The sequence below is a fragment of the Plantactinospora solaniradicis genome (assembly GCF_042658085.1).
Lineage (GTDB): Bacteria > Actinomycetota > Actinomycetes > Mycobacteriales > Micromonosporaceae > Plantactinospora > Plantactinospora solaniradicis.
Genome location: NZ_JBHSPR010000041.1, coordinates 1 through 3,493, shown reverse-complemented (window position 1 = coordinate 3,493; position 3,493 = coordinate 1). Strand labels below are relative to the sequence as shown.

At 69.3% G+C, this 3,493-nt stretch carries 3 protein-coding genes; all 3 read left to right on the top strand.

The genetic code is table 11. The features are described from left to right. The first annotated feature begins 238 nt into the window (after positions 1–238). Positions 239–1,435, top strand: coding sequence for a tyrosine-type recombinase/integrase (locus ACFP2T_RS34760; protein ID WP_377429395.1), 1,197 nt, complete (start codon positions 239–241; stop codon positions 1,433–1,435). A gap of 139 nt (positions 1,436–1,574) precedes the next feature. Next, complete coding sequence (locus ACFP2T_RS34755) at positions 1,575–2,369, top strand: tyrosine-type recombinase/integrase (protein ID WP_377429393.1); 795 nt, start codon at positions 1,575–1,577, stop codon at positions 2,367–2,369. Next, a complete protein-coding gene (locus ACFP2T_RS34750) occupies positions 2,366–3,355 on the top strand; it encodes a tyrosine-type recombinase/integrase (RefSeq protein WP_377429391.1) in 990 nt (329 codons plus the stop codon). Before ACFP2T_RS34755 ends, ACFP2T_RS34750 begins: the two co-directional genes overlap by 4 nt. Positions 3,356–3,493: the final 138 nt, after the last annotated feature.

Here is a 3,493-nt window from a genome sequence, read left to right as displayed (position 1 = left end):
CCTGAAGAAAGGCGTGTAATGCCGAGTTCGGCATTACACGCCTTATGACGAGCCGACGGTAATGCCGTGTTGCTCGTGAGCATGCTGGTCAGCACGCTGATTCTTCAGTCGCCATGCGGCATTACGCAGTGGTTGTCCGTCGTGATCGAGGGTTTCTCGTGTCTGGTTGATGGGGTCCATCGACAGACAAGAGAAGATCATGGACGCGGAGGATGTGAGACGGCGTCGCCGTCGAATCGTGGTGCAGGGACCGCTCGCGCCGTTCGCTGACGGGCTGCGCGAGGACTTGGCGCGGCAGGGGTTCTCGCCGGACACCATCGTCGATCATGCGCACCGGTTGGCGGATCTGAGCCGCTGGCTGGTCGAGCGTGGCCTGGCAACGGGCGAGTTGACCACCATGGTCGTGCGGGAGTTTCAGCAGGAACGCCGGTCAGTTGGTGTCCGGGCCGGGACCAGTGAACGGGCGTTGGCGCCGGTGCTGGGGTATCTACGCAGGCTGGGGGCGGTCCCGCCGCCCGCGGCGATGGCTGCGGTGACGCCGGTGGATGTGTTGTTGAGCGAGTACCGCCGGTACTTGGAAAATGAGCGTGGGCTGGCCGCGGGGACGGTGAAGCACTACCTGCGGTACGCTCGGACGTTCTTGACTGGACTTCCTGGGCCGCTGGAGGAGGCGCTGCCGCGGCTGTCGGCCGGGCAGGTCATCGACTTCGTACGGGACTGGAGCACACGGCGGCGTAGTACGGCGTTGGACATGGTGACGCTGCCCGCGTTGCGGTCGCTGCTGCGGTTCCTGCACCTGGCCGGGCGCGTTCCGAGCGGGTTGGCCGGTGCGGTCCCTGCTGGGCGGGGCCGGCCCCGCAACCTGGCCCGGCCGCGGGCGGCCGGCCGCGGACAGGTCCGGGCGGTGCTGGCCGGCTGTGACCGGGGCAGCGCGGTCGGCCGTCGGGACTACGCGATCCTGCTGACGCTGGCCCGGCTGGCGGTGCGCGGCGGTGAGGTGGCTCGACTGGAGTTGACCGACATCGACTGGCGGGCGGGCGAGTTGACCGTTCATGGCAAGGGCGGCCGGATTGATGTGCTGCCGTTGCCGGCTGATGTCGGCGCGGCGATCGCCGACTACCTGCTGCACACCAGGCCGGCCACCGCCGCGCGGAACGTGTTCATCACGGTGAAGGCGCCGTTCACCGGGTTGGCGACCTCGTCGGTGACCGTGCTGGTCGGTGCCGCGTGCGCCCGGGCCGGGGTGTCCCGGTTCGGGCCGCACGGGATGCGGCACGCGGCGGCCTGCGATCTGCTCGCGGCCGGCGCGTCGATGGAGGAGATCGGGCAGTTGCTGCGACACGCCCAGCAGCGCACCACCGCGATCTATGCCCGGCTGGACCAGGCCCGGCTGGCCGAGCTGGCCAGGCCCTGCCCCCAAGGAGCGCCACGATGAGCCTCCGCATCCGGGCAGAGCAGTACTTGACGATGCGCCGCGCCTTGGGATTCACGCTGCGCGGCGAGGCCGGTCGCTACTGGAGTTCGTCGACCGGCTCGACCACACCGGCCAGCCGACCGTCACCATCGCCGCAGCGGTGGCATGGGCGAGCGAGCCCGACGACATCACCGCCGCGCGCAAGCGGCAGCGCCTGGCGATAGTGCGAGGCTTCGCCCGCTACCTGGCAGCATTCGACCCGGACTGCCAGGTCCCACCGCCCGGGCTGCTGCCCGGCCGGGCTCATCGACCGACTCCTTACCACTACTCGGCTGAGGAGATCGCGGCGTTGGTGCACGCCGCGCGCACGATCGCCGCGCCGCTGCCCGCAGCCACGATGCAGGCCCTGATCAGCCTGCTGGCCGCCAGCGGCCTGCGCGTCGGTGAAGCCCTCGCCCTCAACCGCGACGACATCGACCCGCACGCGACGGCGGTGACGGTGACCGGCAAGAACGACCAGACCCGCCTGGTCCCGTTGCACCCCACCACGGCGCAGATGCTCGCCAGCTACGCCATGCGCCGCGACCGGCTCTGCCCCACCCCGGTCTCGCCCGGGTTCTTCCTCACCACCACCGGCCGGCGAGTCCAGCATCGCGGCGTGCACCAGATCTTCACCAGGCTCCTGGCCGCCGCCGACATCCACACCCCGCCCGGACACCGCCGTCCCCGCATCCACGACCTGAGGCACTCGTTCGCGGTCAACGTACTGATCGACTGGTATTCCGCCGACCTCGACGTGTCGGCCCGGCTTCCGGTGCTTTCGGCGTTCCTCGGCCACAACAGCCCGGAAGCCACCTACTGGTATCTGCAAGCCACCCCGCAACTGCTGGCCCTGGCCGCGCAACGCCTCGACGCGGCAGCCCAGCCGAACCGCAGCGAGGTGACCAGGCCATGACCGCGCTCTCCCCGCTGCTACAGGCGTTCTTCACCGACCGGCTGATGACCCAGTACGGCGCCAGCCCGCACACCGTCGCCTCCTACCGCGACACTCTGCGGCTGCTGCTCACCCACGCCCACCAGCGGACCGGGAAACTCCCCGCCCAGCTCGACCTCACCGACCTGAACGCCGCCACCATCGGCGAGTTCCTGCACCACCTGGAAACGGCGCGCGGCAACACCGTCGCCACCCGCAACACCCGGCTGGCCGCGATCCACTCCCTGTTCCGCTACGCCAGCTTGCGCGCACCTGAACACGCCGACCTGATCGCCCGGGTCCTGGCCATCCAGACCAAACGGACCGCCACCACTATCGTCAGCTTCCTCAAACCCACAGAACTCGACGCCCTGCTGGCCGCCCCCGACACCACCACCTGGCACGGCTGCCGGGATCATGCCCTGCTCGCGCTGACCGCACAAACCGGACCACGCGTCGCGGAGCTGACCGCGCTCACCGCCGGTGACCTCCAACTCGGTGTCGGCGCGCATGTTTACTGCCGCGGCAAAGGCCGCAAGGACCGCTGCACCCCGCTGACCTCGCACACCGTCAGCATCCTCACCAGCTGGCTCACCACACGCCGGCCCGCCGACACCAACCCCCTGTTCACGACCCGTCGAGGCACCCGGCTGTCCCGCGACGCCGTCTCCGGCCTCGTCGCCAAACACGCTGCTACCGCAGCCCGCACATGCCCATCACTCCAGGTCAAGCACGTCACCCCGCACACCCTGCGACACACCGCGGCGATGAACCTGCTCCACGCCGGCGTCGACATCACCGTCATCGCGCTCTGGCTCGGCCACGAAACCCCGGCCACGACCCGCATCTACCTGCACGCCGACATGGCACTCAAAGAACAAGCCATCGCCCGGACCACCCCGCCGAACACCGACCCTGCCCGCTACCAGGCCGGCGACGATCTACTCGCCTTCCTCGAACAGCTCTGACGACCCTTCAACGGTTATGCTGCGGCCGAAGGCCAAACAACCGCCGAACGATACGGCATCCGCACCGACCGCGGCATAACCGTCGGCTCGTCATAAGGCGTGTAATGCCGAACTCGGCATTACACGCCTTTCTTCAGG